Source organism: Hylemonella gracilis str. Niagara R, from assembly GCF_000600295.1.
Classification (GTDB): Bacteria; Pseudomonadota; Gammaproteobacteria; order Burkholderiales; family Burkholderiaceae_C; genus Hylemonella; species Hylemonella gracilis_A.
Genome location: NZ_JEMG01000001.1, coordinates 3,092,516 through 3,116,838, shown reverse-complemented (window position 1 = coordinate 3,116,838; position 24,323 = coordinate 3,092,516). Strand labels below are relative to the sequence as shown.

Genomic DNA, 24,323 nt, shown 5'->3' with positions numbered 1-24,323 from the left:
GTGTGTGCTCTTGCTCCTGCGTGGCGGTTGGTGAAGCCCGGCTGAAAAGCGCGGGCACCACAGCACTTGCCGTGGCAAGAACCAAACTACGACAGCTCTTTTTTTCGTCAACGGTCGATAGACGGAAAGGAAATAAAATGGGAATTTATTTCCTGCATCTTGGAACGGAGAATCGCATCCAAGCGTGGGCGACCAGCAACCCCGCTGTTGCAGCGACTACGCGTCATCGTCTGGAGTCATCATGTAATGGTGGCCAGCGGTGCCGTGCAGGCCGATCAGTTTGAGAGACTGATTTCAAAATCGCACCCCAAGCTGCGTTTTTCTAGTGGGCTATGGCCGCGTTACTTGCGCGGGGACGTGATGCCGCAGGGTGCCCAGGAGCAAGCCAAATCCAGCCTGATCCTGCGCCTTGATCGGATCTATCCGGGAACGGCCGAAATCTTCTATCACCCGATCTGGGAACTGATGGACTTTGATCGGCTGCTGGGACCTCAACGCCTGAGAGAGCTCTACCTGTCCATGGCTCCATCGATATGGTCGCCATTTGTGGACAGCTCATCTGATGGGGATTTGGCGAGGTTGCATGCTGATGAAGAGCCCTTCTGGAAAGTCCATCACAAAGCTGAAGAACTGGACAGACTCTGGTCCAGGGTGACGGGCCTGGACGGAGTCGCCGTCTGCTTAATCGAAGCTCGGATGAGCTATCTTGGGCAAACAGGCATGAGGTTCGTTCACGCCATGCTGGGTGCGCGGACGCGGCTCCTCAGTTTTGGAAAGGATGCAGGTTTTCAGTTCCCGAAGCAGCAGTCGATACTCGTCTTGCTTGAAGCGATGTGTCTGCGCTTGATCGAGTGCCTGGTTGTGGATCGAAGTGGGCTTGCCAAGAACAACGACATTGCCCGGGCAATCAGGCATTGGCAAGCAAGCGCAGAGAGGCGGATGAACTCACATCTTGAGTCCTTGCCTCGGCCAGATCGGTTGGCGCTGCAGATGTGGTCTGCGCAGGTGACTCGTCAAGACTATTCTTGGTAGATTGCATTGACAAAAACGCCCTCAAGCGCCTGGTCGAATGCACATCACGCAGCCATCTCACGTACACAGTAATGAGCATCGACGATCCGACATGTCAACAATCTTTTGTACGTGCCCGTTGCTTAGGTCGTAGTTTTTCACCGCATAGCGCACAGATTAGCGCTAGGTTTGGGCGCCCCCAAACATTGACATCGCAATTAAGACACGTGTACTTAATCTTGCGCTTGGCCTCTTTCAGATCCATCTGTTCCTGCAGCTGAGGATCGATCACCGCGGGGCCAACCGGAGATGAAAGCAATTTGGAGATGTCTTTTGGTAAATCAGCTAAAGGTCTTTCTGGCGTAATTTCCGACTTCAGCCAGCGCTCGGAAAATGGTGGCCGCCCTGAATCGCCGGCGATTTCCGCGCAAGCGGCAAGAAATTTCCCTCCGGGTTGCGGTATCAGGTCCAGGCCTTGGCCTGTCTGCCGCTGCGATTGTTCATCTCGCGAAACAGGCTTGATACCGATGTCGATCATCTTGCGCGTCCACTGCGCGTTTCTGTAACCAGGTCGGCTCGGTTCGCCATGCAGGTGTTGCCACATATCACATTGAGCTTGGACTATGGTCAGTAAAAGTGTTAGCAGTGGACGCTGAGCAAAGAGCTCTGGATTCAAGGTGATTTCATTCACCCGCTTGCCAGACCCTGCGCTCCACCTTCGACCGGAGAAATACCCAAGGCCATGGCCGTGGCGGCGCAATGTAAACAAGGGGGCGGGTAGCGTATTGCCGAAGAGTTTTTGATTGAACACTTCGCCTGCGGACTCAAGATACGCATAAAAACCACGCGTGGGATTGACGTTTCTCATATTCTGAGTGTATCGTACGATACATTTCATTGAGAGAGGGAGCGATGGAGGAAAAAATTACAAAACAGTTTGAAGATTTTCAGACTGAAGATTGCGCCCAGAATTTGAACGAAATTCCGGTGCGCTATGCCTTTGTTGACCTTTTCTCTGGTCTAGGTGGATTTCGTGTGGGGCTGGAGCGGCTCGGGCATCGGTGTGTTTTTTCAAGCGAGATTGACGAAGAGCTACGGTCTGTCTATCTAAGTAACTTCGGCGAATTACCCGCAGGGGATATTCGCGAAGTGCAGGCTACCGATGTGCCTCAGCACAATATTCTTTGCGCGGGTTTTCCTTGTCAACCATTCTCTCTCGCTGGGAAAAAGCGAGGTGCAGCTTGCCCTGATTCAGGTCGGTTAATCGATGACGTTTTACGCATTGCGGATCATCATCGTCCCAAGTATGTCTTCTTGGAAAATGTTCCAAACGTACTCACGATCGCGGACGGTTCATTCTGGAAGTATGTTGTTAAAGGTTTCCGGCGTCTGGGCTATCACGTGGATCACCGCGTATATTCACCGCTACAGTTCGGGATTCCGCAGCAACGGTTGCGAGTTTTCATTGTCGCTAGGCGTAACGATATTCCTGCTTTTGAGTGGCCAGACCCAATCAGTACAAAAGTCAAGCCGCTTGCCGAATTTCTAGAGAATCATGCTGGCGAAGACGTGCGTAGGATTGAGCCAGCGAAAAGCCTGGTGTTGGAAAAGTGGGCGCAGTTCGTGCGTCGTATTCGACCTGAAACCAGCTCCACAATCCTTGCGCCAGAGTTCGGCGCTACCTATCCTCTAGACGGTCTTCCACTAAAAGGATGGCGCCGCTTTAAAGGTGCTTATGGAATCAGTCTGGCTCATGCGGCTGATCGAAACGAGGCGCTTGAACTGCTTCCTCACTACGCCCGCAGTGGTACTTTGCCAAAATGGCTCCGTAGATCGCCAGAAATCTCACGCGAGCTATACAAGCAGGACTCGGATTTTCTGGATGAGTGGAAGATTGCCATAGAAAAAAGCTACAAAAGCTGGCAAATGCTTGAGTGGCGTGGTGATCGATCAAAGTTTGATTTGTGGTCACACACAATTCAATTTCGGGCATCGGGCATTCGCGTAATGCGCAGTCATTTGGTTCCTTCGCTGGTTGCCATGACTCCTACACAGACCCCGATCATCGGAAAGCGAAAAAGGTATCTCGCAGTTCGCGAAGCCGCGTCTTTACAGTCTCTGGAGGAACTGCGTGTATTTCCAGAGAGTAGTCCACGAGCATTTCGTGCTCTCGGCAATGCGGTCAATGCACGAATCGTGACCGAAGTGGCTAGGGCGGCCATACGTTAGCTGACTTCTGATCGCAAGTTATATTAAAAGGGAGGAAGATCATGAAAGTCAATGTTGCTCCAGACATGGGTATGTACAACCTCTTGCGAGTCCAGGGGTATGACCCCGCCTACGCGATTGCAGAGTTTGTGGATAATGCCATCTCGGCACATTTGAAAGAAAAAACTAAGACCGCTCTTAAAGTTGAAATTAAGTTCTACTCTACGGAGTATGTAGATACAGCAAAGGCTCATTCGATTGAGATCATCGACAACGGGCCTGGAATTCCTGGGGAACGTTTGGCTGAAGCGATGAAGCCGGCCAAGCAACCTGAGCACAAGGGATTGAGTGAGTTCGGTATCGGGATGAAGGCCGCCGCCGTGTGGTTTGCGGATACGTGGAAGTTGTCGACTAAGCCAAGATCCGAAGCCCAAGAGCACAGTCTGACCTTTGATCTCACGGCTTTGCTCGCTAGTGGTCAGCAAGAGGTCGATGTCACCTCCGAAGTCAGTAAAGTCAACAACCACACCACGATAAGACTGCTAAAGCCTCGTCGTACGATCGATCGAGAAGCCTTTGCATCTATTTGCGCCGAGCTTCGGGATGTTTATCAGCGGTTTACCTCTGGTGAAATTCCGCGATTGGAACTAACAGCATATTTCGATGGGACGCCAACGAATTTGCGATTCGATCCTACTGTCATTGCTCCAATACTCGATGCACCAGAATTTCGGTCTGTAGGAAAACAGACGTATTCCATTGGAAAGAAGCGTGTTTGGACCGTCGAAATTGACACAATGTTTAAGGGGTCCAGGGTGACCGGGACTATCAGCCTATTAGAAAAGGGGAGCTACAAATCAAACCCCGGGCTTGTTATCTTTCGGCATGAGCGCGTTATTTGCGGTACAACGAATCGTCCGTTCGTACCAGCAAACTTGTTTGGTACTGGCAACAAGTATGCGCGTCAACGTGTATACGGGATTCTTTTTGCCGACGATTTGCCTGTCACATATACCAAGGATGCTTTTGATTTCAAGGAGTCTGAATTCGGCGAACATTTAATGACGTTGCCGAAGGTGCTAGAGCTCAAAACCCAAGCTGAGTCATATCGAACTGATTCGACAAAGGTCATACACTTCAAGACTGAAGCGGAATTCAATCGCAATGTGACTAACGCCGCTAAACCTCGGCCTAAACCCCCAGCACCGAGTCCTGCCGGAGGTGGCGGTTCCGGCAGCGGGGTGGGGGGAGGGGCGGCGCCACGGCCAACTCCCGCTCCTCCCTTGCCTGAGCCTACTGAAAAGGTGATGACGGATCTGCAAGCATCCCCTCATGCCTCAACTGCACTACGGGCAGTAATTTCCGAGGCGTTGCTGCTGTATCGAACGCGACGCGAAATTGCTCTTTCTATGTGTCTGCGTGCCGTTTTAGAGGCAGGGATGTTGTTGAAGATTCAGCGCTCTTTCCCCAAAGAATATCCGAAGGTCGCCGACAAAGGTGTTGTCGCATTAATCAACTACATGAATACCCACACGACAGATTTCTTTGATGCAAAGAATGACTTTCGATTGATCAAGACAATCAACAGTATTGCGGGTGGGCAACAGAAAGATGTAGTGCTTTTGAACAACGCATCTCATGCACATTACCAGCCCAGCCTTGAGGAAATCAACCGCTTTGTTGGCAATCTTGAAAACTTGCTCGTCTGGGCTTATTCGTGAGCGGTTAAGAAGAATAGAGGTTACTGACCCTGTCCCAGGTTTGAACAACGTTCATTTACAGGGTCAGCTGGACCGAGGCTCAACACGATCTGCTCTGGGCTTTGGGGGCGGCGAATCCTCATCACCGGCGAGTCAGAATTTAGCCGTTGAGTTGAGCCTGCATTGCAGGGCTATCTCATAGGCTGTCTGGAGGTGCTGAGCTATGTGTCGCCCTGCACCGATGTGTTGGGTGATGACCGTGTCCTTGTCACCGTCGCCTAGCCTGCCGGTGAAAATAAGCCATGAGAATAGGTGCGGTGTCGTCTGCGCGTACGCGTGGCCAGAGTCCTTTGCTAACTGCCAAGCTTTCCTGTCGTCGGTAATGACTCCCTGGCGGATCTTCATCGCGAAGGCGATAGAGGAGAGTTCGCCTTTACCCAACTTCTTGCGCTTCTCCAAGACCTCAATGGCTTGAAGCTCCTCAATGCCGCACGAATGAGCCTGGAAGGCACCGCGTCGCTGTTCAGCTCGCAGGCGATCCATCAATGTCTGCTCGTTTGGCAAGAGCGACATAAGGGAATTGAGCGATGGCGACTCCGACGCCATCCAGCGCCGCCTGCATCGCCATAGCGTTGCTCTCGAATGACACCTCCCCGGCGGGATGCAGTGGAGAGAATAGGTGCGCTTCCGCAAACCAGTGTGGCCATTCGTTGGGCATGTTGGACGCGACAATAAGAGTTGCGTTGCGCAGGTCGTCGGGTGAGCGCAGCGTCGATGCGAGTTCCGGCGTGCAGACTGGCACGACGGCGCTGGAGAACAGGTGCTCTGCAGTATGGCCCGGCAGCGCGTTGGTATCGCGCCGGATGGTGCAGGTCCAGTCGTCACGCACCGCGCGGGTCGCGCCTCCGGTCGCCACGCGCACCTCGATGTCGGGGTGGCTGCGATAGAAGTTAGCCAGCCGCGGGATCAGCCAAGCGACCGCGAGGGTCGGTCCCACTCCCACCGTAAGCACAGGGCCGGCGCGCATCGCTGCGACGCTTTCGGTGAGGCGGCCGATTGAATTGAAAGCATCGGTAAGACCGAGCAGCAGCGCTTGTCCTTGAGCGGTCAACTCGAGCGCGCTCGCATGCCGTCGGAACAGCGCAAAGCCGAGACGGTCCTCCAGCAGGCGAACCAAGCGGCTCACTGCAGTTTGTGTGACGTTCAGTTCTCGCGCCGCAGCGGTGAAACTGCCATGCCGGCCGGCCGCTTCGAACGCGCGCAGTCCGTTCAATGAAGGCAATCGCCGCACCATATGGACCCCAACTTTTTGTTGGTTGCACACTAAGTTAAAAGCGTTTTCGAGTCAAGCATCAGCACGCTAATATGCCTTCTATCGTCGAACACTATGAGCAGGAAACCTAAGATCGGGAGCACGGGCTCAGCCTCTGTTTTCAATGGGCTGATTGCCATATGCGCACCCGACTCTGGCAGGGCAAAGATCAGACATCTCGCAGCGTCGGGAGGAAGGCATGATCAAAGGCTTTCCCTATCAGCATCGGTATTTTTACAATAGGAGTTTTCTATGCTCTACGCCCCGCCCTACGCCCAAGAAAAACGAGGAGTAATCCCGCATGCGCCTTTACTGAAAACGGCCGTGCCCAATACGGCGAACCAGGAAGCCGCCGTCTATCACGTCGAATATGAGCCAGGTGGAATCAATCCGCGGCACTTCCATCCGGCCGCAATAACCTTCCACATCCTCTCCGGTATCGGCATCTGGCAGGAGGAAGGCGAATCACCGGTCATCTTGCACGCGGGAGATAGCCTGCTCGTTCCGGCCGGTACGACTCATGCGCATTGGAATCCCAGCGCAACCGAGAAGCTCCGCTTTCTCGAATTCATCGTGTCTGAAAAGGATAAGGGTCGGGCCATTCCCAGACCATTGAAAGACTAAGTTATGCGGCACTCATCGAAATGGAGATTGAAAATGAACAGACTAACTAAACTCATCTTATTCGGGGCGGCTCTAGCTGCGTCTGTAGCTCACGCACAAGATCCGAAAGACATCCCACAAAAATCTGGGGTAACACCTACGGATCTCATAGTACGCGGAGTGGACGGCACAGCGAATCTGGACTTCACAGTCATAGATGTGAAGTACGAGCCAGGTGGTGTCAACCCTCGCCATTTTCATCCAGCGGCGGTCACCTTCTATGTAGTTTCTGGGACACCAGTTTTCCAGGAGGAGGGCAAGGAACCCATTACCCTAAAACCCGGTGACAGCCTACTCGTTCCGGCCGGCACCACTCATTCCCATTGGAACCCTAGTAAGACTGAAGGTGTTCGATGGCTGGAATTCATCGTGGCTGAAAAAGGTAAAGGAAGATCCATCCGAAAGCCTTGAATAGAAAGTTTCGCCTCATAATCACGAAAGGAAAATGTAACCGCGACCAGCCGCCTTTGGTCGTAAGCAGAAAAGTAGAGGCCCATGAAGTACACAACCAAGTGCCGCATAACCATGCGCTGCAGCGAACCCGGCATGACGTCGTGGTTTGCAATCCACGCGTCCCGTGCGCCGGGTCGCTGAGCTTGGGTCGTTATGCGGCACTCATCGAAATGGAGATTGAAAATGAACAGACTAACTAAACTCATCTTCCAGGCGCCCCACCGCTTGTTCGTTCAGGTAGCCCAGGAAGTCGCGGTTCAGGTTGACATGGGCACCCACCCCCATGGCCACGGCCACCACCATCGCAGCGCCCAGGACGGCGGTAAACAGGCGGGCTGCAAGATTCAGCTTCATGCTCAGGGGTGAGCTGGGTGGGGATCCAACATGACGTTGGAGGCTACACCAAGTCGTTTGACCCGTGCAAGGCACCCGGCACCCGCCCCTCGGTGGGGCAGGTTCTTCAATATGTCTCCACATTGTGGAGGCAGTATGGGACGCATGCCGAGCCTCCCCACCCTCCGTCCTTCGTTCCTCGCCCCGGCAACATGCCTGCTGTTGGTGAGCTTGTTGACCGCCTGTCAGGACAAGCCCGCCGCGCCGGCTGCCCGCGCCGCACCGGAGGTGGGTGTATACGTCGTCGCGGCGCAGGACGCCCCCCTGAAGCTGGAACTCCCCGGCCGCTTGAGCGCCAGCCAGGTGGCCGAGATCCGCCCCCAGGTGGGCGGCTTGGTGCTCAAGCGCCTGTTCACCGAAGGCAGCATCGTCGCCGCTGGGCAGCCCCTGTACCAGTTGGACGCGTCTAGCTTCGAAGCGGAGCGCGCGCGCACCGCGGCCGCCTTGCAAAAGGCCCAGGCCCAGATGTCCGCCGCACGCGTGAAGGCCGCGCGCGACGCAGAACTCTTGCGCGCCGACGCCATCAGCCGCCAGGCCGCCGATGACAGCGAAGCGGCGTTGCGCCAGGCCGAAGCCGACGTGGCCGTGGCCCAGGCGGCCTTGAGCGCCGCTGCCGTGCAGTTGCAACGGGCGCGGATCGTGGCGCCCATCAGCGGTCGCATCGAGGTCTCGACCGTGACGCCTGGCGCCCTGGTCACGGCCAACCAGACGCAGGCCCTGACCACCATCCAGCAGCTCGACCCCATGCACGTGGACATCGTGCAGAGCAGCGCAGAACTGCTGTCGCTGCGCAAGCAGCTGGGCGACCAGACCGCCAGCCGCGAAGTGCAACTGGTGCTGGAAGACGGTAGCGAGCATGCGCAACCCGCCACGCTGCAGTTCAGCGGCCTCCGGGTGGACCCCGGTACCGGCAGTGTCACCTTGCGCGCGACGGTGCCCAACCCGCAGGGAACGCTGTTGCCCGGCATGCTGGTTCAGGCCCGTGTGCTGGCCGGGGTCGACCGGGACGTGCTGCTGGTACCGCAGCAAGGTGTGAGCCGCACGCCCACCGGCGCTGCCACCGCGCTGGTGGTGGGTGAGGGCAACAAGGTGGAACGCCGCCAACTGACCCTGGCACGCGACGTGGGCAACCAGTGGCTGGTGAGCAGCGGGTTGAAGGTGGGTGACCGCGTGATCATCGAAGGTCTTCAACGGGCCCGCGCCGACATGGTGGTGACGCCTGTAGTCGCACGCACGGATGCGGCAGGCAAGGGGGCAGACAAAGCCGCTGGCGGCGCGCCAGCCGCTGCTGCCCCCGCAGGGACCACGGACGCCACCGTGGCCCGCTGATCTCGCCCACACAACCACCACCGGCACCCACCATGGCCTCGTTTTTCATCAACCGCCCCATCTTCGCCTGGGTGCTTGCCATCGTCATCATGCTGGCCGGGGGCGCTGCCACGCTGACGCTGCCGCTGGAGCGCTACCCCGACATCGCGCCCACGCGCGTGACCATCAACACCAGCTATCCCGGCGCGTCGGCGCAGACCATCGAAGACTCGGTGACGCAAATCGTCGAACAGAGCCTGAAAGGTATCGATGGACTGGTGTCGATTGAAAGCAGCAGCAGCGCTGCCGGTACGGCCAGCACCTTCCTCACCTTCCAGGCGGGGACCAACGCCGACACCGCACAGGTGCAGGTGCAGAACAAGGTGCAAAGCGTCATCAGCCGACTGCCGCAGTCGGTGCAGGCGCAGGGTGTGCGAGTGACCAAGGCCAGTTCAGAGTTCCTGATGGTCGCCCTGTTGACCAGCGACGATCCGAATGTCACCTCCGGCGATCTGGGCGACTACTTGAACAGCACGCTGGTGGACATCATCAGCCGCGTGGAGGGCGTGGGGGACGTCAACGTCTTCGGCTCGGGCTATGCCATGCGCATCTGGCTGGACCCCGCCAAATTGCAACGCTACAGCCTGATGCCGGGTGACATCCGCACCGCGCTGCAGCAGCAAAACGCCGAGGTGTCCGCTGGCCAGCTCGGTGCGCTCCCGGCGCCCGAAGGTCAGCGGCTGTCGGCCGTCATCACCGCGCGTTCCAAGCTCACCACGGTCGAGCAGTTCCGTGATGTTGTGTTGCGCGTGCAGCCTGATGGATCCGCGCTGCGCCTGGGTGACGTGGCACGCGTGGAGTTGGGGCGGGACAGCTACACCACCAACATCCGTAGCAATGGCCGCAGTGCCGCGGGCATGGCCATTTTCCCAGCCAGTGGCGCGAATGCGCTGACCACCGGCGACGCCATCAAGGCCAAGCTGAAGGAATTGGAACCGTTCCTGCCGCCCGGCTACCAAACCACCGTCACTTACGACACCACGCCCTTCGTGCGCGTCTCGCTTGAAGGCGTCGTGAAGACGTTGCTTGAAGCGGTCTTGCTGGTGGTGGTGATCATGTATTTGTTCATGCAGAACTTGCGCGCCACACTCATACCGGCCATCGCCGTGCCGGTGGTGATGCTGGGCACCATGGGCGTGCTGGCGGTGGCGGGGTTTTCGATCAACACGCTGACCATGTTCGGCTTGGTGCTGGCGATCGGTTTGCTGGTGGACGACGCCATCGTGGTGGTGGAAAACGTCGAACGCCTGATGAGAGAAGAAGGCCTCAGTCCTCGCGAAGCCACGCAGAAGAGCATGAAAGAGATCAGCGGTGCGCTGGTCGGCATTGCCGTCGTGTTGAGCGCGGTGTTCATCCCCATGGCCTTCTTCGGCGGCTCCACAGGCGTCATTTACCGCCAGTTCAGCATCACGGTGGTGACGGCCATGGTGCTGTCGGTGCTGGTGGCCATGAGTCTGTCGCCAGCGCTGTGCGCCACGCTGCTCAGGCCTGTGCACCAGGGGGAACATGCCGCCCACGGCGGCCCCTTCGGCAAACAGCTTGACGGGTTCTTCGGTGGCTTCAACCGCGGCTTCGACCGCTTCACCGAACGCTATGTACGCGGCGTCGACTGGTTGGGCAAGCGCACCTTGCGCAGCGTGGCCATCTTCCTGCTGCTGATCGGCGCCACAGCCTGGATGTACGTCAGTCTGCCCACGTCCTTCCTGCCCGACGAGGACCAGGGCGGCCTGCAGTTGCAGGTGCGCATGGCGCCCGGCGCCACCAGCGAGCGCATGGAAGCCGTGGCCTCGCAGGTGGAGGCCTACCTCGCCGAACAGCCTGAGGTGCAGTACTACAACGTGGTGCGGGGCTCCGGCGGCGACCAAGGCTCGGGCCAGGGCTTCATCCGCCTGACCGACTGGGCCGAACGCCCCGATCCCGGCCAGGGCGCGGGCGCACTGGCCGAGCGCTACAGCCGCGAGCTGGGTCGCCGGGTGCGCGACGCGCAGGTCTTCATCGTGCAGCCACCCACCGTGCGCGGCCTGGGCGGCAGCGCCGGCATCCAGCTCTTTCTGCAAGACCTGGGCGGGCTGGGTCAAACCCAGCTGATCGCCGCGCGGGATCGGCTGATAGAACTGGGCAACCAACGCCCCGAGTTGTCGCGCACCCGCACGCAGAGCCTGGCCGAAACCCCGCAGCTGACGATCAACATCGACGATCAGAAGGCGGGGGCACTGGGCGTTCAACCCAACGTCATCAACGACACCCTGTCCATCGCCCTGGGCAGCAGTTATGTGAACGACTTCATCGACCGTGGCCGCGTCAAGCGTGTGCTGGTGCAGGGCGAGGCCGCCTACCGCGCCTCGCCCGAAAACCTGAAGCACTGGTACGTGCGCAGCAACAGCGGGCAGATGGTGTCGGTGGCGGCTTTTGCCAGCAGCGCATGGTCAACGGCGCCGCGACAACTGGTGCGCTACAACGGCAGCCCGGCCTTCGAGATCCAGGCCGACGTGCCGCCGGGCGTGAGCTCCGGTGCCGCCATGGTGGTGATGGAAGAACTGCTGCGCGAAATGCCGGCCGGCGTTGGCTACGAATGGGCGGGCCGCAGCTACCAGGAACGGCTTTCCGGCGACCAAGCACCGTTGCTCTACGCTGTGTCGGTGCTGTTCATCTTTCTGTGCCTGGCAGCGCTGTATGAAAGCTGGTCGGTTCCCTTCAGCGTGATGCTGGTGGTTCCGCTGGGCATCCTGGGCGCGCTGGCCGGCAGCCACCTGGGCGGGCAGAACAATGACGTTTTCTTCCAGGTGGGCTTGTTGACCACCGTGGGGCTGAGCGCCAAGAACGCCATCCTCATCGTAGAGTTCGCCGAGGCACTGCGACAACAGGGCATGGGCCTGTTCGACGCCACGCTGAAAGCCTGTCGGCTGCGTGTGCGGCCAATCATCATGACCTCGCTGGCCTTCGGCATGGGCGTTCTGCCGCTGGCGCTGGCCAGCGGTGCCGGATCGGGTTCGCAGCAGGCCATCGGCTTCGGCGTGCTGGGCGGCATGATCAGCGCCACGGTGCTGGGCATTTTCTTTGTGCCGTTGTTCTACCTCTGGGTGAGGTCGCTGTTTTCGCGCGGTACGCCAAGACCCGAAGCTGCAACGCCTGTTCATGAGGTGACGGCATGAACCACATCCGTTCAAGGTCGGCCATCCTGGCCGCGCTGACCCTGGCGTTGGCCGGTTGCGGCAGCCTGGTGCCGCCAGTCGGAACACCCCAGGGGTCGCTGCGCGACACCTTTAGGCCCGACACCGTGACCGCTGAAGCCACGCTGACCAACGCCGCCGAGGCCAGTGAATGGGACGGCTTCTTTGTGGACGCAGGCCTGCGCCGCGTGGTGGCGCTGGCGCTGGCGGGCAACCGCAGCCTGCGCGCCAGCATGGCAGCGGTGGACCGGGCTCGCGCGCAGTACGGCATCAGCGAGGCCGCGCGCTGGCCCGAGCTGGAAGGCACGGCCTCTGCGACACGCCAGAGAAACGCCGGCGGCGTTGCGGGTGCCACCGCGGGAAGCGGCGCCACCGGAACCACCAGTGGCAATGCCGGCACCAGCTACAGCGTCAGTCTGGGCTTGACGGCCTGGGAGATCGACCTCTTCAACCGCCTGGCCAGTCTGGAGGGCGCGGCGCTCTCGCGTTTTCTGGCCCAGCAACAGACGCAGCAAAGTGCACGCCTGACCCTCGTGACCCAGGTCGCAGAGGCTTGGTTGGCCTTGTCTGCGGAAGTGCAGCGCGTGCGCCTGGCCGACGAGCTGCGCGCCAGCCAACAGCGCACGCTGAACCTGATCGAGCGGCAGTACCAACTGGGCGCGGCTTCCGGGCTGCAACTCGCCCGCGCCCAGACGGCTTTTGAAGCCGCCCGCGCCGAAGCGGCGCGCAGCGCGGCAGCCGCGAACCAGGCCCGCTTGGCGCTGGAGCTGCTGGCGGGCCAGCCATTGCCTGACAGCTTGTTGCCCACAGCCCAAGTCACCGAGGCCACGGCCCTGCCCGATCTGCCTGGCGGCCTGCCAGCGGCGGTGCTGCTGCAGCGCCCCGACCTGCTGGCCGCAGAACAGGCGCTTCAGGCCGCGGCCTTCGATGTGGGCGCAGCACGGGCCGCGCGATTCCCGCGCCTGACGCTGACGGCCAACGCGGGCAGGCGCAGCCCGGAGCTGGGCGACCTCTTCAGCAGCGGCAGCAGTTTCTGGAGCGTCATTCCCAGTCTGGAGTTGCCTTTGTTTGATGCCGGTGCCCGCCGCGCTCAGGTGGACGTGAGCGAAGCCACGCGCCGCGAGGCCATGGCCAACTACGAAGCGGCATTGCAGTCGGCCTTCCGCGAGGTTGCCGATGCGCTGGCGGTGCGAGACAGCCTGACCGAGCGCCTGGCCGCGCAGGCCGCACAGGTGAACGCAGCCCAGCGCACGCTGGATCTGGCCGAACAGAGCTACCGCCTGGGCGCCAGCAGCCAGCTGGAACTGCTGGACGCACAGCGCGAGTTTTCCATTGCGCGGCAGGGCTTGGTGAGCCTGCGACAGATTGAACAGTCCAATCGAGTGGTATTGCTGCGTACCCTTGGAGGACGCTGGTCGTTATCCTTGCCCGCTGCCGCAAACGGCGGTTGAGCCGTCATACGTCTAGGTGGGATGGCCAGCCGACGCACGCTGCGCACTAGTTTGGAGCTGTTGCGAGTCGAGGTATGGTCCCGACCATCTTTATTCCCGAAAGTCACAGCTGACATTCGCCGCGAGTTGGCGGAGCAATCTGCGACCTGCCACGTTGGATGACAGCAGCCCCATCAATACCGGCCATTCATGCTGCCGCGCCAGGTTAGCTGATGACAGCTTCGTGCCATCCTACGTGAAATCAGCTCCCGGCCGCGACCGACGGCAATCGCTGCAAACTTGTCTCCCACCCTCCTTCAATCTCGTTCACTCCCCACCCTCAACCCCTCCGCCGCAAACGGCACCAGCAACTGCCCACTGCGCTCAGCCGTCGCCACCAGCCACTCGTCATAGACCGACTCCGGCAACACCACAACCATGCGTTTCTCGTCGGTCGGCTTGTGAAACTGGTTCATCAGCGGGTGGGTATCGGCGTTGGTCGTCAGCATGGTGTAGCTGTGCACCCATTCCCCTTGGGGAGACTTCCAGGCAGACCACAAACCTGCAATGCCCATGGGCCGACCGTCTGACCGTTCGATACGAGTGGGAACGGCCTTGCCGCTGCGCCAGTCCGGTTCGTAGATGGCTTGGGCCGGGATGATGCAGTGCTGCGCCCTCTTCCAGGCCTCACGAAAACTCGGTTTGGTGGCCACCGTCTCGCTGCGGGCGTTGTAGGTACTGCGGCAGATCTTCAGGTCGGTCGCCCAGTGGGGCACCAGGCCAAACAGGCCGGGTAACGCTTCCCGATCTGGTACTGCATCATCCCCCGAGTCCTTCTCCCTAGGGCGGCGGATCAGCAGGCCGGGGTATCCCGGCCAGAGATCGGTTTTTCCCATGTCGGCCGGTGGCTCCACCTGGAACACCTTTCGCAAGACCTGGGCGTCTCGCACGCCTTCGTAGTGACTGCACATGGTTCCATCCTATGCGCGGATTCGCGCCGGTTTTCAGTGAAGGGGTCTCCTCGTTTTCAGTGCAATAAGTGACGGTACGAAAAGCTAGCACTGGCGCGGAGGTGGTGTTGGTAGATCGTTGATTTCATTGACTTTCCTGTTCACTTTCAAATCTGCGATTCGTGGCGTCAAACCGTGGTCGGTTTCATCCATTGGTGCCAGTTATCGATGCATTTGGCCGCGAAGGCAGGATTTGGTCAGCATAGCGGTCAACCGGGAAGCGAAACACACCCCGCAAGTTGATGCTCTCCAGCCTGGTGGGCGCAATCTTCCCGATCAGTTCCGGTGGAATGACCTGGCGGCGGTTCGACCAGCGATCCAGGACCGCCTGCATCTGTGAGGTATTCCACGCCATCACGATGTTGGCCATCAGGCTCAACGCATCGGCCACAGCCTGCATTTCATCGACACGTTTGGCCTGCGCCGGGCTGATCCGGCCGGTATAAATGGCGCGCTTGAGGGCGTTAACAGCCTCGCCCCGATTGAGCACCCGGCGCAACTCGTTCCTGAAAGCGTCCTTGACAAAGTAGTCAGCCAAAAACGCCGTACGCAGCAACCGCCCCAATTGCACGCCAGCCTCATAGATTGGATCGCCCTGGGCGGCAGAACCGAACCGCGCAAGAGCTGCCACCGCACTGGCATGTCCGCTCATGACCGAGGCTGCCAGGTGCACCAGACTATCCCAATGCTTTTCGATCAAAGCGACGTCGACATTGGCTTCGCACACCGCAGCGATTTCTGCGGGCACTTTGGTGCCGCGTGGCACAAAGAGGTGGCGCTGTTTGAGTTCCTTCAACCGCGGGCAAAGATCAAAACCAAGCAAACGGGCATGTGACATGGCAAAGTCGGTGTAGCCATGGGTATCCACAGCAAGCTGGCTGGTCTCCAGCTTTTCTTGGCGGATGACACCTTCAATGGCCACGCCCGCCTGGCGCTCATTGAGCACAAAGGGCTGCGCATGGAAGATGCCCCACCGGTCTTTTACATGGGAGTAGATTCCAATGGAAGGTGTGTTGCGCCGAGGATCAAGCCGGGCTTGCCACACCCGTTTGGTGGTCTCCATGCTCATCATGTCAGAAGATGCCAAATCGGACCGCCCCCAGGTGGCGGCAATCGGGTGTCGCTGCATGAATTCCAGCACAGCCTGGCAGGCCTGGCTCAGACGCCGTTCGTCCCGCGCCCAGCGCATGGCCTGGCGAATGCTGGTGGCAGACAATTGCGGAATCATGCGCGCGCATTCGACCGCAGTCAGACTGGTGCCGTGGGCCATGATGCCGGCATAGACCATCAGCAGCTCGTCGGTAGAGCGCGGCTCACGTCCGAGCATGATCCAGCTAAAGCGCACCTGGGCGTCAACGGCCAGAATCACTTCCGGCAATTGAACCTCACCGATGCGGTGATCCAAAGCCGCGCGCAGCTTGGTCACTTCTGGGTCTTCGTCCTCTGCGGGCAATGGCGACAAATGGAGTTCATCATCCACGCGCAGTACGCCACTGCGGGCTGCAGCGGCCACCGCATCGACACCGGCAGTTACTCTGGCCAGCAAAGGCTTCAAGAAAGTGGCAGCCTTGCTGGGTAACGATAGACGGGCATAGTGTTTCTTGGACTCTGCCTGCCAACGCTCGTCCGTGAAGAACAAGCGCGCACGACCCCGAAAGCTCAGGCTGTGCTCAATCCAGACCGAGCCATTGCGCACCGCGCGGCGCAGGGCAAACAGGGTGGCCACCTCCAACGCCTGAAACGCCCGTTCCCGGTCTGGGCTGGAGATCGAAACCTGCCAGATCATTCCCAGACTTGGTGCCACCACTTCAACTGGCAGCTTTCTGGATCCTTTGAGATATAAAGCTTGCAGCTTGGCAAGGTACTCGATGGCAGGATGCTCGCCGGTGGCCTGCCAGGGCAGCTTTGCAATGGCGACGAGCAACGACCGCACGGGGCGAATTCCATCAATCAATCCCTCGCGGACCAGGGAGGCCCTGCTCGGTGGTTTGCGTTTCTGGGTTTCGGTGATCAAGGCTTCAAGACGGGCACGCAACTCAGCATCTGGCACCGCACCTTGCGCGCTCAAGGCAACAAGTTCGCCGAGCAGCGTTTTGTACATTGCGGCCCAATTGACGGTAGCGGGGACATCGGCGGCAGCCTGACGCCACAGATCGGCGATCCGGCGCTGCACCATAAGGATCAACTGGTCTGTGGTGGTGAACAGGCAATACCGAAGAAAGCATGCGACCTCCACGGTGCGCGCTGGCTCTTTGATCTTGGCTCCGGCTGAGGGCGGCCTGGAGACAAGTCGGCGCGCGTAGCGGCGCAAGATGAGATCGGGGATGTCTGCCAGGTGCTTATGAACGTCCAGCGTGTAAAGCAGGTCGATGCGCTCCAGTACCTCGCTGATTTGGCGGGTTGAGTGTTTCGCCGGTGCAGCCCATAGCCAACTCTGCTGGGTTTGTCCATCTGGGCGCAGCTCTGAAACTGAGGCTCGCCAGCGATCAAGTGTTGCTGGATCAACGCTGGCGGCGATGGCGGTGCCTGTTTCAACTTCAAGCTGGGCAAGTGCCGCCGCAATCAGTGTCCGAATTGCCCGCTCGTGCACGATCACCAGCTTGTTCTTGTACAGCCATTGACGCGCCCGCACGAGTAGCTGATCGCGGTCGGCGCAGCGCGCCACTTCGTCGCGCAGTTCACGTACCAGTGAGCGGCGCTGGTGCTCGCTCATCCACTGGAATCCAAGGACCGTGCAGGCTACTTGTTGGTGATCGAATAGCGTGCGCCCGCGTTCATACATGGCTCTCAGCGAGGCGACTTCTGGTGCTGCAATGCCAAGCTCGTTGCCAAGGTGGCGCCACAAGGCTACTGGAATTACCCGAAAGGCACCGAGCAAACGCCCACTCATGCGCAGGAAACCAATATGGAGCGCCAGACCAAGCTTGTGGGAATCACCTCGGCGTGCATTGATTGCGTCGCGCTCGGCACCATCGAAGGTGAAAAATGCCTTCATCTCGAAGTCGCTGATATCGCGGGGGAGCCCACGCATCCCCAAAAACGTTGTGTGCCAACCCTGCATCGTGAACCTCAAAAGTGGGAGGCCACCATACCCGTTTACAAAGCGAACAGGAAAGTCAATGAAATCAACGGTCTACCCAGACCACCCCCGCGCCAGTGCTAGCTTTGCGTACCGTCACTTATTGCACTGAAAACGAGGAGACCCCAGTTCGTGCCACGACCAACACGAGTTGTTGACGAACAAGGGCGCCGACTCAGGAGCGAAGCCATGCGAGGCAAAGAGCCAAACGCCGTCGTGCAGTTGTATTGCCATCGATCCGGTGACACGGGGAATCGGTTGCCGATCGACGATGAAGTTCCTGCGCTCCATCTGTCCGCCCATCGCATTCCAAGTCGTTATGGCTGTTCCGACGGGTAACACTTCCTTGCCAGCCGTGTCGCGCCAGTCGACACCATCTAGGGAGTGAAAGCGGTGAAACTCCGTAACCCTGAACATGCCGTTAGATGCGTCGTAGCCAATGCCCAGCGCTTGATCCACGACGAGCCTGCGCCCTCGGCCATCAGCGTCGGGGTATTCATAAGTGATGCGCTCCCCAGGCGCGTCTCCCGCGTGACTGGAAAGCACGATGATGTCGTGAGGCAACAAGTCCAAGAGGTACTGGACTCGCGTCTGCGTCGCTGCTTGCCCACGAACGATGCGCGTTAGCGTGCCGTTTTTGAGCAATGCGCGGTTAATGGCTGGAATCTCCGAACCTTCAACGGTTTGGGGGTCGATGAGCAGTGCGGTTCTTGCGCTGCGACTCGAGCTCTGGGATGCCCGCAGTCCTTCAATGACCGCTCGTCCAAAGTCAGGGTAGCGGTACATGTGCGAGTTCGTAACTTCGGGGACCGCAATCCCCCAAGGGAAGCCGGCAGTTACGAAGAGGATGCCCTTGTACCTCGTGAAGTCGATCTGTCCCAGGTGGCTGCGCGCTCGCCGGGCTAAGTCGCTGAATCGCTCCGTCACATCGCCACCCTGTCCCAGCGCATATATTTCCTCTAACCAGTCTGCGCGATCGCTCTTTGCGAGTTCAGGGAACACCGCGAATGAAGCCCCGCACGCGAAGGCGAGGTTGCTTGCTATTACCTCTGCCAAGAGGTCTCCGCGTTCGCAGGCGACAAGAAGGTGCTTGCCAGATTCGACCACGTTCAGCGCAGGTGAAGTTTCGAGATCCGGGTGAAACTCCTGCCGAGCGAGACGTGCTTGATACAAGCCAATGCCTAGGTTGTCACGCCCCCACCGAAAGGCGCCCTTCGGGCGCTTCACCGTCCCGCGTAGCGCCTGGGCATGGTCGTCGTACAGATCGGAGACCGAGCAGTTCTTCCAACCCGGGCGAATTCCGGCTGCAGCCGAAGCAGGTAGGCCGCCGATCAAGACCTGACGAGCGCCGGTCATGACCATTGCGTTGCGACGGCGCACGATTTCGTTATCGGCATCTGAACGAAGCATGCGTGGACCGTCCATAACCGGCAAGTATCGACCGGGACGAGCGAACAAGGCCGAAATTCTCGCCGCCAGCAACGGGTCATCTGTCAGCAAGACAGAACTTTCGAAGGACGGTACCTTGAGCATTTCAGCGGTGACAAAAAACTAGGGACTGGTTATGGCACTTGTTTCACAGACACCAACGAGCGCGATAGATAGTCCACGAATGGTAGGTGATCGGCAAAGAGGCCCACAACTGTCGACCAAACTGCCACGGCTAAGGAACGACGCATCAAATACGGCCGCAGGGCGGCGAAGACATGGCTGTGGCCTTCCTTCCCTAGACCGAAGGCTTGCCGTCCGTGTCCCGCACTTTTCAGACGACCTGGGCCAGCGCTGCCGGGGCGAGCCGCCGTGGAGTGGCCGCTGCCTCTCTATGGCCGACTGGCGCTAGTGGTTCGAATGTTGCCCTCCTAGAGTGGGTCCGTGGAGGGACGCTCCCAGCCTTTTACGGTCATGGATCTATGCAGTCGTTATGGACGGCCATCTTGCGTCGAGTGCGGCCCGTCCGACGGACTGCCATGTGGAAGCAATTCCGTTCCGCTTTGAACCATAACCGTGCCGAAACTGGGCCAGTTAGAAGCCTCGGGGCGAAGCTGCGCAAAGTCTGCTCAGGAAGAGCATTGGTGCCTAAGTTATTGAATTACAGGGGATTTCTGTCTGACGCAGCGCATGCGATGCCGGTCAGTGGATTCTGGCGTAGGACCAAAATCACCGGAAGCAAAACCGTTCCGGCCCGAAAAGAAGCATAAGCGTTCCGAAGCGGAACATTTATGGTTCCAGCGACAAAAGCAGTGTTGTCGCTGAGTGATCGGTGGTGGAGAGGATGAGGATCGAACTCACGACCTCCGCATTGCGAACGCGGCGCTCTCCCAGCTGAGCTACCCCCCCACGAGCGGAGCGAATTCTAACAAAAGCCGGTTGCCTCTTGTGCAGCAGCGTAGCGCCCGCACTATTTCGACGTGAACCTGCTTGCAGCGTTTCAGCTCAGCAGGTCGTGCAGGGTGCGGGCGATGACCTGGGTGGCACGCTTCAGGTCGGCCAGCACGATGTGTTCGTCGGCGCGCTTGGCATTGCTTTCGCGCACGGTGCGCGGGCCGGCGCCGTAGATCACGCCAGGGATGCCGCGCTCCACATAGAGGCGCACGTCGGTGTAGAGCGGGGTGCCCAGGGCCGGGATGGGTTCGCCAAAAACGTCCTGCCCATGCTTCTGTAAGGCGGAGACCAGGGGTTGGTTGCCGGGCAGGGGCTGCATGGCGCGGGCCAGCAACATGCGCTTGATGTCCACGCGGATGTTCTTGCCGCCGCGCGGGGGCGCGTAATTTTGCGCAGCCTGGGCGATGGTGGCGCGCAGATCCGCTTCCACCTGCACCGGGTCTTCCTCGGGGATCATGCGGCGGTCGAGTTTGAAGACGACCTTGCCCGGCACGACGTTGGTGTTGGTGCCGCCTTCGATCAGGCCGATGTTCAGGTAGGGGTGGGTGATGCCTTCCACCTTGGATTTGACCTTGAGATAGTCGGCGTTGAGCTGGTAGAGCGCGCTCATGATGTGCGTGGCGCCTTGCAGCGCGTCGACGCCGCTGTCGGGAATCGCTGCGTGGGACATCTCGCCCTGCACGGTCACTTCGAGCTGCAGGCAGCCGTTGTGCGCGGTGACGACTTGGTAGCTGAAACCGGCGGCCATCATGAGGTCGGGCTTCGTGTGCCCGTGTTCCAGCAGCCAGCCGGGGCCGAGTTCGCCGCCGAATTCCTCGTCGTAGGTGAAGTGCAGTTCCACGCTGCCGCGTGTCGGTTTGGCCACGGCTTCGAGCGCGCGCACCGCGTGGGTGAAGCTGGCGAAGTCGCTCTTGCTCACTGCGGCGGCACGCCCGTAGAGCTTGCCGTCCGCGATCTCCCCTCCGTACGGGTCATGCGTCCAGCCTTCGCCGGGGGGCACCACATCGCCGTGGGCGTTCAAAGCGATGGTGGGGCCGCCGCTGCCGTAGCGCCGCCGCACGATGAGGTTGGTGATGCTTTGCAGGCCTGCAGCCTCGACGTCGGCCCGGGGCACGGGAAAGGCTTCAACTTCCCAGCCCCAGGCGCGCAGCAGCTCGGCCGTGCGCTCGGCGTGCGGCGCGTTGTTGCCGGGCGGCGTGTCGGTGGGTACGCGCACGAGTTGCTGCAGAAAGGTGGTTTCTTCGTCGAAGTGCTGCTCGACCCAGCGGTCGAGGGCCTGGTAGGTAGTGCTCATGGAATGACCTTGGTGCTGCGCGTCGTAGAGCGCGCTTGCGGGGAAAGGCCCGACGCGTTGCTCATGCGAGATGCGTCAGGAGGTGCTGGAAGGCGCGCACCGCGAGGTCCATGTCCTCGGCGGTGCTGGATTCCAGCGGGTTGTGGCTGATGCCATTGTTTTCGCCACGCACGAACAGCATGGCCTGCGGCAGGATGTCGTGCAGCTTCATCGCGTCGTGGCCAGCGCCACTGGGCAGGCGCAGCACCGGCAGACCCAGGGCGGCCACGGCGGCTTCCCAGCGCGCCTGCCATGCGGGGCTGCTGGGCGCGGCGCTGGCGCGCATGGTTTCTTCCAGTGTGTAGCGCAGGCCGCGCCGCTCGCAGATGGCCCGCAGGCCTTCTTGCACATCGGCCAGCAGCGCGTCACGCTGGGCGTTGGTGGGCGCGCGCAAGTCCAGGCTGAAGCGGCAGCGGCCGGGAACCACGTTGATGGAACCGCCGGGCACCTCGAGTTTGCCCACGGTGCCCACGGTGTCAGGGTGGCGCTGCGCTGCGGCCTGCTCAACGTGCAGGACGAGTTCGGCTACGGCCGCCGCCGCATCCGCCCGCATGGGCATGGGTGTGGTGCCAGCGTGGCTGGCCAGGCCGATGACTTCGCCCAACAGGCGCACGCTGCCGTTGATGGACGTCACCACGCCCAGGGGCAGTTGTTGCTGGCTCAGCACCGGCCCCTGTTCGATGTGCACCTCCACGAAGCCAAGGTACTGCGCTGGGTCGCGCCGCAAGACGTTGATGGCCGCCATCGTGCCGGGCAGGCCGGCGGCCTGCATGGCAGCGCACATGGTCACACCTGCGGCGTCCTGCTGGTCCAGCCAGGCGGGGTCGAAGCTGCCGGTCAGCGCGCTGGAGGCCAGGAAAGTAGCCTTGTAGCGCTGACCTTCCTCCTCGGCGAAGGCCACGATTTCCAGCGCGTGGCGCAGGCGCTTTTTCTGGGCGCGGAGCTGTTGCACGCAGGCCAGGGGCACGTAGATGCCCAGGCGTCCGTCGTACTTGCCGCCGTTGTGCACCGTGTCGTAATGGCTGCCGGTGAGCAATGCTTTGGCATCAGGACCGCTGCCTTCGTAACGCCCCACCACATTGCCCACGGCGTCGATGGTCACGCTGTCGCAACCGGCCTCCCGCATGGTCTGCGCGATCTGCGCGGCGCAGGCGCGGTGCGCGTCGCTCAAGTAAGTGACGGTCAATTCGCCGCGTGCCCGATAGTCCGGTTCGCTGTGTGTGGCCAGGGCTTCCTGCCAGTCCCAGACACCTTGGCCGAGTGCGGGGTGAAAGGGCGAGGAGGGCCCGAACTTGTCCTGCAGGCGCAGTTCGGCGATGCGGTGGATCTGCCGGATGCACTCGGCCCGCTCCGCATCGGGGTGGCCGTGCAGGCGGCGCTCGAACGTGGTGACGATCTGCTGGCGTGTCAGCCCCGTGCCGCGAGGGCCGCGCACGGCCAGGATGAAGGGCCAGCCAAAGCGGGCTTTGTAGTTGGCGTTCAGCTGCTGCAGCGTGGCGAATTCTTCGGGCGTGCAGTGGGTCAGGCCTGCGGTGCTCTGTTCGTGGTTGGACTCGGCCGTCAGCGTCCGGGCGATGGCGGCCTTGCTCGCTAGCTCGGGATGGGCGCGGATCAGCGCCACCTCCGCTTCGCCGTTGGTGGCCCGGCCTTCGGCTTCGAGCACGCGGATGCAGGCTTGCTGCAGTGCGGCCAGCGTGGCGAACGGCCGTTGAGCCAGCGCCCGCTCGACGATCCAGGGCGAGTGTTCGTACAGGCCGTCCAGCAGGGCACTGGCCTGGGGCAGTGGCAGGGTGTTGAGCTGTTCGAGGGTGAGGGCCATGGCGTGCCTTGGTTCCAGCCGATTCAGGCCGGGCAGGGGTAAGTCTGGCGCCAGTGTCGCGCGATGTCGATGCGCCGCGTGATCCACACCTGCTCTTTGCCCTGGATGTAGTCCAGAAAGCGCTGCAGCGCGGTGATGCGCCCGGGCCGGCCCAGCAGGCGGCAGTGCATGCCGATGCTCATCATCTTGGGGCGGTCCAGGCCTTGCGGATCGCCTTCGGCGTAGAGCGCGTCGAAGCTGTCCTTCATGTACTGGAAGAAGGGATCGGCGTGTGAATAACCCTGGGGCAGGGAGAAGCGCATGTCGTTGACGTCGAGCGTGTAGGGAACGATGAGCTGATGGGCATCCGTACCGTCGGTCTTGCGCACCTTCATCCAGAAGGGCAGGTCGTCGCCGTAGTAGTCGCTGTCGTACTCGAAACCGCCATGGTCAGCGACGAGGCGGTGCGTGTTGGGGCTGTCGCGGCCGGTGTACCAGCCCAAGGGACGCTCGCCCGTGAGCCGCGTCATGATGTCCATCGCCTCCGCCATGTGCGCGCGCTCGACCTCCGCATCGAGGTTCTGATAGTGGATCCACTTGAGGCCGTGGCAGGCGATCTCATGCCCCAGTTCGACAAAAGCCGCGCACACGTCCGCAGAGCGCTGCAAAGCCGTGGCGACGCCAAAGACCGTGAGCGGCAACTGGCGCTGTTCGAACTCACGCAGGATGCGCCAGACGCCCTGGCGCGAGCCGTATTCGTAGATGCCGTCCATGCTCATGTGCCGCGCCGGGAAGGCGGCGGGGTTGAACATTTCGGAGAGAAAGGTCTCAGAGGCGGGGTCCCCGTGCAGCACATGGTTCTCACCACCTTCCTCGTAGTTCAGCACGAACTGCACGGCGATGCGCGCGCCGCCGGGCCAGCGCGCGTGCGGCGGGGTGCGGCCGTAACCGGCGAGGTCGCGAGGGTAGGCGGCGGTGCTGTCGTAGATCATGGCGTGGTCCGCGGAGGGCGT

18 protein-coding genes and 1 tRNA gene are annotated in these 24,323 nt (G+C 60.6%); 8 read left to right on the top strand and 11 right to left on the bottom strand.

The window, feature by feature from the left end; all coding sequences use genetic code 11:
- Positions 1-207 precede the first annotated feature (207 nt).
- On the top strand, positions 208-1,032 hold the full coding sequence (locus AZ34_RS14170) for a hypothetical protein (RefSeq protein ID WP_155831826.1): 825 nt from the start codon (positions 208-210) through the stop codon (positions 1,030-1,032).
- Positions 1,033-1,126: 94 nt separating this feature from the next.
- Here the strand turns inward: AZ34_RS14170 and AZ34_RS18410 are convergent, their stop codons facing one another.
- Positions 1,127-1,879, bottom strand: a complete 753-nt coding sequence (locus tag AZ34_RS18410; protein WP_155831825.1) for a hypothetical protein — start codon at positions 1,877-1,879, stop codon at positions 1,127-1,129.
- A gap of 44 nt (positions 1,880-1,923) precedes the next feature.
- Between AZ34_RS18410 and AZ34_RS18055 the strand changes: the two genes are divergently transcribed.
- Together AZ34_RS18055 and AZ34_RS18050 are read left to right on the top strand one after the other, a co-directional pair.
- Positions 1,924-3,240, top strand: a complete 1,317-nt coding sequence (locus AZ34_RS18055; RefSeq protein WP_081767231.1) for a DNA cytosine methyltransferase — start codon at positions 1,924-1,926, stop codon at positions 3,238-3,240.
- Positions 3,241-3,281: 41 nt separating this feature from the next.
- Positions 3,282-4,940: an ATP-binding protein gene (locus AZ34_RS18050; protein ID WP_081767230.1), complete on the top strand. Its 1,659-nt coding sequence runs from the start codon at positions 3,282-3,284 to the stop codon at positions 4,938-4,940.
- Between the two features lie 132 nt (positions 4,941-5,072).
- Here the strand turns inward: AZ34_RS18050 and AZ34_RS14160 are convergent, their stop codons facing one another.
- Together AZ34_RS14160 and AZ34_RS14155 are read right to left on the bottom strand one after the other, a co-directional pair.
- Positions 5,073-5,462, bottom strand: a complete 390-nt coding sequence (locus tag AZ34_RS14160; protein ID WP_051509869.1) for a hypothetical protein — start codon at positions 5,460-5,462, stop codon at positions 5,073-5,075.
- Positions 5,443-6,201, bottom strand: a complete 759-nt coding sequence (locus AZ34_RS14155; protein WP_231495540.1) for a LysR substrate-binding domain-containing protein — start codon at positions 6,199-6,201, stop codon at positions 5,443-5,445. The genes AZ34_RS14160 and AZ34_RS14155 overlap by 20 nt, the downstream gene beginning before the upstream one ends.
- A 282-nt stretch (positions 6,202-6,483) precedes the next feature.
- On the opposite strand from AZ34_RS14155, the gene AZ34_RS14150 reads away from it, so the two are divergent.
- On the top strand, positions 6,484-6,855 hold the full coding sequence (locus AZ34_RS14150) for a cupin domain-containing protein (protein ID WP_035609197.1): 372 nt from the start codon (positions 6,484-6,486) through the stop codon (positions 6,853-6,855).
- A gap of 33 nt (positions 6,856-6,888) precedes the next feature.
- Positions 6,889-7,305: a cupin domain-containing protein gene (locus AZ34_RS18045; RefSeq protein ID WP_081767228.1), complete on the top strand. Its 417-nt coding sequence runs from the start codon at positions 6,889-6,891 to the stop codon at positions 7,303-7,305.
- A 234-nt stretch (positions 7,306-7,539) separates the two neighbouring features.
- Here AZ34_RS18045 and AZ34_RS18405 read toward each other — a convergent pair whose 3' ends face one another.
- Entirely contained in the window at positions 7,540-7,701 is a 162-nt protein-coding gene (locus tag AZ34_RS18405; RefSeq protein ID WP_155831824.1) for a hypothetical protein, read from the bottom strand.
- Between the two features lie 204 nt (positions 7,702-7,905).
- On the opposite strand from AZ34_RS18405, the gene AZ34_RS14145 reads away from it, so the two are divergent.
- The 3 genes from AZ34_RS14145 to AZ34_RS14135 are packed head-to-tail and all read left to right on the top strand — an operon-like array spanning position 7,906 to position 13,729.
- A complete protein-coding gene (locus AZ34_RS14145; protein WP_231495539.1) occupies positions 7,906-9,069 on the top strand; it encodes an efflux RND transporter periplasmic adaptor subunit in 1,164 nt (387 codons plus the stop codon).
- Between the two features lie 32 nt (positions 9,070-9,101).
- Complete coding sequence (locus AZ34_RS14140; protein ID WP_035609195.1) at positions 9,102-12,260, top strand: efflux RND transporter permease subunit; 3,159 nt, start codon at positions 9,102-9,104, stop codon at positions 12,258-12,260.
- Complete coding sequence (locus tag AZ34_RS14135) at positions 12,257-13,729, top strand: efflux transporter outer membrane subunit (protein ID WP_035609193.1); 1,473 nt, start codon at positions 12,257-12,259, stop codon at positions 13,727-13,729. Before AZ34_RS14140 ends, AZ34_RS14135 begins: the two co-directional genes overlap by 4 nt.
- 296 nt (positions 13,730-14,025) lie before the next feature.
- Here AZ34_RS14135 and AZ34_RS14130 read toward each other — a convergent pair whose 3' ends face one another.
- The 7 genes from AZ34_RS14130 to puuE all read right to left on the bottom strand — a co-directional run bounded on the left by AZ34_RS14130 (position 14,026) and on the right by puuE (position 24,302).
- On the bottom strand, positions 14,026-14,679 hold the full coding sequence (locus AZ34_RS14130) for an SOS response-associated peptidase (RefSeq protein ID WP_035609191.1): 654 nt from the start codon (positions 14,677-14,679) through the stop codon (positions 14,026-14,028).
- Positions 14,680-14,863: 184 nt separating this feature from the next.
- A complete protein-coding gene (locus AZ34_RS14125; protein WP_003049965.1) occupies positions 14,864-17,779 on the bottom strand; it encodes a Tn3-like element IS1071 family transposase in 2,916 nt (971 codons plus the stop codon).
- A gap of 114 nt (positions 17,780-17,893) precedes the next feature.
- Complete coding sequence (locus AZ34_RS14120) at positions 17,894-19,207, bottom strand: hypothetical protein (protein WP_155831822.1); 1,314 nt, start codon at positions 19,205-19,207, stop codon at positions 17,894-17,896.
- A gap of 851 nt (positions 19,208-20,058) precedes the next feature.
- A tRNA-Ala gene (locus tag AZ34_RS14115) sits at positions 20,059-20,134 on the bottom strand.
- A 91-nt stretch (positions 20,135-20,225) separates the two neighbouring features.
- Positions 20,226-21,473 carry a M20 family metallopeptidase gene (locus tag AZ34_RS14110; protein ID WP_035609184.1) on the bottom strand — a complete coding sequence of 416 codons (1,248 nt, stop codon included), beginning with the start codon at positions 21,471-21,473 and terminating at the stop codon, positions 20,226-20,228.
- Between the two features lie 61 nt (positions 21,474-21,534).
- Positions 21,535-23,331, bottom strand: coding sequence for a 2-oxo-4-hydroxy-4-carboxy-5-ureidoimidazoline decarboxylase (uraD, locus tag AZ34_RS14105; RefSeq protein ID WP_035609181.1), 1,797 nt, complete (start codon positions 23,329-23,331; stop codon positions 21,535-21,537).
- Positions 23,332-23,354: 23 nt separating this feature from the next.
- Positions 23,355-24,302 carry an allantoinase PuuE gene (gene puuE, locus AZ34_RS14100; protein WP_035609178.1) on the bottom strand — a complete coding sequence of 316 codons (948 nt, stop codon included), beginning with the start codon at positions 24,300-24,302 and terminating at the stop codon, positions 23,355-23,357.
- Positions 24,303-24,323 lie beyond the last annotated feature (21 nt).

Bases quoted from the DNA above. Each gene is read 5' to 3' on its own strand.
- AZ34_RS18410 (WP_155831825.1), bottom strand. From the start codon at position 1,879: ATGAGAAACGTCAATCCCACGCGTGGTTTTTATGCGTATCTTGAGTCC.
- AZ34_RS18055 (WP_081767231.1), top strand. From the start codon at position 1,924: ATGGAGGAAAAAATTACAAAACAGTTTGAAGATTTTCAGACTGAAGAT.
- AZ34_RS18050 (WP_081767230.1), top strand. From the start codon at position 3,282: ATGAAAGTCAATGTTGCTCCAGACATGGGTATGTACAACCTCTTGCGA.
- AZ34_RS14160 (WP_051509869.1), bottom strand. From the start codon at position 5,462: ATGGATCGCCTGCGAGCTGAACAGCGACGCGGTGCCTTCCAGGCTCAT.
- AZ34_RS14150 (WP_035609197.1), top strand. From the start codon at position 6,484: ATGCTCTACGCCCCGCCCTACGCCCAAGAAAAACGAGGAGTAATCCCG.
- AZ34_RS18045 (WP_081767228.1), top strand. From the start codon at position 6,889: ATGAACAGACTAACTAAACTCATCTTATTCGGGGCGGCTCTAGCTGCG.
- AZ34_RS18405 (WP_155831824.1), bottom strand. From the start codon at position 7,701: ATGAAGCTGAATCTTGCAGCCCGCCTGTTTACCGCCGTCCTGGGCGCT.
- AZ34_RS14140 (WP_035609195.1), top strand. From the start codon at position 9,102: ATGGCCTCGTTTTTCATCAACCGCCCCATCTTCGCCTGGGTGCTTGCC.
- AZ34_RS14135 (WP_035609193.1), top strand. From the start codon at position 12,257: ATGAACCACATCCGTTCAAGGTCGGCCATCCTGGCCGCGCTGACCCTG.
- AZ34_RS14130 (WP_035609191.1), bottom strand. From the start codon at position 14,679: ATGTGCAGTCACTACGAAGGCGTGCGAGACGCCCAGGTCTTGCGAAAG.
- AZ34_RS14125 (WP_003049965.1), bottom strand. From the start codon at position 17,779: ATGCAGGGTTGGCACACAACGTTTTTGGGGATGCGTGGGCTCCCCCGC.
- AZ34_RS14120 (WP_155831822.1), bottom strand. From the start codon at position 19,207: ATGCTTCGTTCAGATGCCGATAACGAAATCGTGCGCCGTCGCAACGCA.
- AZ34_RS14110 (WP_035609184.1), bottom strand. From the start codon at position 21,473: ATGAGCACTACCTACCAGGCCCTCGACCGCTGGGTCGAGCAGCACTTC.
- uraD (WP_035609181.1), bottom strand. From the start codon at position 23,331: ATGGCCCTCACCCTCGAACAGCTCAACACCCTGCCACTGCCCCAGGCC.
- puuE (WP_035609178.1), bottom strand. From the start codon at position 24,302: ATGATCTACGACAGCACCGCCGCCTACCCTCGCGACCTCGCCGGTTAC.